Source organism: Kitasatospora sp. NPDC048545 (genome assembly GCF_040651155.1).
Taxonomy (GTDB): Bacteria; Actinomycetota; Actinomycetes; order Streptomycetales; family Streptomycetaceae; genus Kitasatospora.
On record NZ_JBEZIQ010000140.1, the window covers coordinates 1 to 3,852 of the forward strand.

Annotated in this window: 5 protein-coding genes; 1 reads left to right on the forward strand and 4 read right to left on the reverse strand. The window is 69.9% G+C overall.

Annotation, left to right across the window (positions count from 1 at the left end; all coding sequences use genetic code 11):
* A partial coding sequence (locus AB0D10_RS45900) for a helicase associated domain-containing protein (protein ID WP_360268950.1) occupies positions 1-285 on the forward strand: 285 nt, incomplete at its 5' end.
* A gap of 107 nt (positions 286-392) precedes the next feature.
* Here the strand turns inward: AB0D10_RS45900 and AB0D10_RS45905 are convergent.
* The 4 genes from AB0D10_RS45905 to AB0D10_RS45920 form a co-directional block, all read right to left on the reverse strand.
* The gene (locus AB0D10_RS45905; RefSeq protein WP_360268953.1) at positions 393-587 is read right to left on the reverse strand and encodes a hypothetical protein; all 195 of its coding nucleotides are present in this window, start codon (positions 585-587) and stop codon (positions 393-395) included.
* Positions 588-1,727: 1,140 nt separating this feature from the next.
* On the reverse strand, positions 1,728-2,306 hold the full coding sequence (locus AB0D10_RS45910) for a TetR/AcrR family transcriptional regulator (RefSeq protein ID WP_360268956.1): 579 nt from the start codon (positions 2,304-2,306) through the stop codon (positions 1,728-1,730).
* Positions 2,307-2,372: 66 nt separating this feature from the next.
* Entirely contained in the window at positions 2,373-3,263 is an 891-nt protein-coding gene (locus AB0D10_RS45915; protein ID WP_360268958.1) for an SDR family NAD(P)-dependent oxidoreductase, read from the reverse strand.
* A 218-nt stretch (positions 3,264-3,481) separates the two neighbouring features.
* The gene (locus AB0D10_RS45920) at positions 3,482-3,739 is read right to left on the reverse strand and encodes a hypothetical protein (protein ID WP_360268960.1); all 258 of its coding nucleotides are present in this window, start codon (positions 3,737-3,739) and stop codon (positions 3,482-3,484) included.
* Between the last annotated feature and the right edge of the window lie 113 nt (positions 3,740-3,852).

Here is a 3,852-nt window from a genome sequence, read left to right on the forward strand (position 1 = left end):
GCCAAGCAGGCCGCCGAGGCGAAGCCGAAGGTGTCCCGTACGGACCGGTTCCAGCAGCACCTGGCCGCGCTTGCGGCGTTCGTCGAACGGGAGGGGCACGCACGAGTGCCTCGCCCACATCGGGAACCGTTGGAGATCGTGGGGGCCGGTCCCGGTGGGAAGGAAGGCGTCGAGGTTGTGCAGATCGGGCTCGGTGCGTTTATGAACAACATGAAGGCGAGGCGGGCGAAGCTGAGTGCGGGGCAGCTCGCGCAGCTCGCCGAACACGGGGTGGAGTGGGCGTAGCGGGCTCGTTCCGGCCGGGACGGTGCGTTGGCGCTGGCGGTAGGCTGCCGGGGCCCCGAGAAGGCACTGGAGGCCGTCGTCCCAGCGGGGACGACGGCCTTTGGGCGTCAGGGGGCGATGAGTTCTGCGGCCGGCCGATGCATGAGGGAGACGGCCATGCCGTTGAGTGCTGCCGCGTCCGCGCGCACCCAGGTTGCCCTGGCGAGCGCGCCGTCCTGGTGCTGCACTCCGCTGGCCTGGTTGTAGGTGGCTTGGATGAGCTCGGCGTAGCCGTCGGCCATCTCGGCGAGCCGATCGAGCATGGCACCGTACCGGTCGGCTTGGTCCTGGTCGTTGCGTTTCTTGGCGACGTCCTTGGGCCAGATCTCATGTCGCGCATGTCGCCGATGGCAAGGCGGGTCTCGCGGATGGCGTCCGGGTACTCGCCGGCGGTGTTCTGCCGGTCTGCCGTGCGCAGGTGGCCGGCGGCCTTGGCCAGCGGGCCCTGGTCGAGGGGCAGCGGCACGGTGATGGTGGAGAAGATGCCGCGGTTGACCTCCTCGATCTGCTTCTCCCAGGTGCTGGCCGGGACGCGGACGGTGTCCTGGGTGGTGGCCATCGGGTACTGGGTGCTCTGGGGGAGAGTGGCGGTGATGTCGATCCGCAGCTGCAGGTCCTGGCTGTTGCGCTGCTGCTCCAGTGCGAGGACCTGCTCGTTCGTCAGCGGTATGGACAGGTCGGTGCTGCGGGCCATGCCGTTGTCGGTCACGCCCACAGACTCGGGGATCAGCTGGCCCAGTCAGCGCGTGCCTGGGCCGTACTCCGCGTGGAGTCCACCTCCCAGCTGCGCCGGGTTGCACTTGTCGGCAAGCTTGGTCGCGTCGACCTCGACGTGCAGGACGAGCCTGTGGCACCCGACCCCGGGCAGCAGCGCCACTCGGGTGACTTGTCGGCTCTTGGAGCCGGAGTAGGGTGCCGTCCTCGAATCGCAGATCAGTGTTCACTGTGAACCTCCTTGTGGTGGGCACGATTGTGTGCGACGTGGGCCTCGGAGCCGGGATGGCTTTCGCTCGCGGCTCTGGCCGTGGCCTGAAGGCTCGCCAACGTCGGCAGTGCGGGCCCGTCGAACGGGTTTGGGGCGGAGGTGCTTGCTCGCGGGGCCGGCGTGGTGTGGGCGTAGCGAACCGTCTCGGCCGGGGCGGTGTCGTTGTCCCCTGGCGGTAGGCCGAACTCGCACGAAGGCCGCCACCCTGCGTCAGGTGGCGGCCTTCGTGTGTGTTCGGGCGGCCGGTGTGTACAGCTGTCAGCGGTCACGGAATTCCCCAGCTTCGACCGTTTCCGCGTCACGGAATTCCCCACCCTCGTGGTCACGATTCCCCAGGGGGCGGCGATCGCGGACAGGTGTGCCATATGGGTCGTGGCGGCAGGTGCGGATCGTCCCGGCTGGTGCGCGGGTGGTGTTCTCACGCGTGCTGTGGCGTGGTGTGCAGTCCTTCGAGGAGTGTGGCCAGGTAGCGGTGTGCGGTGTCGATCCGGTCGGCGGGTGTGCCGCCGTGGACGTTGACGGCGTAGGCGATGCCGCACATGAGCGGGACGAGGTCGGCGGCGGCCAGGTCGGGTCGGACCGCTCCGGCATCGCGAGCCCGGCTGAGGAGTGCGGTGCCGACCGAGCGAAGCGTCTCTTTGAGTTCCGTGGTGTGCGGCAGGGTGTCGGTGGCTGCGGCGGCGACCGGGGCCAGGGATGCGTCGGTGACCTGCGCTTCGACGGTGCGGAGCAGGAAGCCTTCGAGCGCGCGCCAGGGGTCGGTGCCGGTCAGAGCCTGCCGGCCGTGGTCGGCCAGGGCTTCCAGGCAGGGAGTGGCGACGGTCTCCAGTAGCGCCTCGGGGGTGGCGAAGTGCCGGTAGACGGTGCCGACTCCGAGTCCGGCGCGGCCGGCGACGTCGTTCAGTTGCAGGGGTGTGCCCTGGTCGACCAGGGCACGGGCGACCGCGACGATCCGGTCCCAGTTGCGGGCCGCGTCCTTGCGCAGGGGCATCGTCATGGGGACATGCTAACCGGATTCTCCATCCGGATGATGCCGGCGACAGCACCTGCACCGTCTGCCGGGTCAGGAGACCGTGAGAGGTGCGTGCCGTTCACTGAGCCGGCGCACGTCCTGGGCGATGCGGGGGTCGGTCGCTGCTCGCAGCGGCGCCACCGGGTGTGTCTGGGCCCCGATGACGATGCCGGTCCGGCCCGCGAGGGCTTCGTCGGTGGCGGCGACGATCGAGGGCCGGGCAGCCACGGACGCCGGACCCGAGGTGGAGCGTTCGAACTTGCGACGCACCAGCGGCCACAGCAGCCGCAGGGCTGGTGAGACGACCTTCGGGTCGGTCAGGGTCCCGTTGGTCATGTCGGTCGCGGCGCCTCCCGGGTCGGCGGCGAAGACGGAGGCGGCCGTGCCCTTCAGTCGGTTCGCCAGGTCGAGCGTGTAGGCGAGGTTGGCGAGCTTGGCGCGGCCGTACCAGTGGAAGCCGTAGTAGCCGCCGGGGGGCTCGACGGTGTCGAAGGCCCTCTTCGCGAGCCCGACCGCGCCCGAGGTCACGTTCACGATCCTGCTCGGCGCCCCTCCTGTCAGCGTGGGCAGCAGCAGTTCCGTCAGCAGGTACGGCGAGAGGTGGTTGACGACGAACGACGCCTCGATGCCATCCAGGGTCTGTCGCTGCGGGAACATCGCTCCGACGTTGTTGACCAGCGCGGTCAGCGGGTCGCCGGATGCGGCGTGCTCAGTGGCGATCCGGTCGGCGAGCGCGCGCACCTGGTCGAGCGAGCCGAGGTCGGCGGGCAGGAACCGTCCGGGATGCGCCGGGTTCGTTGCGTTGATTCGGTCGACCGCCCGGGCACCCCGGTCGGCGTTGCGTCCGACCACGGTGACCGAGAACCCGGCGCCGGCCAGCCCCAGGGCCGTCTCCAGTCCGATGCCGGCCGTCCCCGCCGTGACCACAGCCGTCTTCGCCATGTGCTCCTCCACCCAGTCATGCGGATAGTTCATCCGCTTGTCGGGGACCGTAGCACACAATCGGATGAGCTATCCGCTTGGAGGTGTCGGGTGGCGGGACAGGCAACGCCGGGCGCCATGAAGCCGCGCCGATCCGACCACGCCGGACGGCCCGGGCACCCATCGGCCACTGCCGCTACCGGACGCCTGGGGAATTGCGTGACGTCTGCCCTGCAGAATTACGTGACCGCCGACACTTGGCCGCAGTCGGCACAGGCGAGGGTCTGCATCAGCTCCCGGTGGGCCTGCTTGGCCTTCTTCTCGCGGGCCTGCCGGCGCTGGTCGTAGGCGGTGCGGTTGTCCGGGTTGTCCAGCACGTCGGTCAGACAGTGTCGGCCCGGGCGGCCGAAGCGCCACCAGACGGGGCCGAGCGGGCCGAGCTCGGCCGGCTTGTCGAGCGAGGCGGCCTGACGGCCTTCCGGAGCCGTCCGCGCCACGCCACCGCGGCTCCACTCATTACTGACCTCGGATCGTCAGGGTGAACTCTCCCGAAGTCCCTGATTGGTGGGGTGCGGTGGCTGTATCTGGTGGTGTGTGAGATATGCGGATG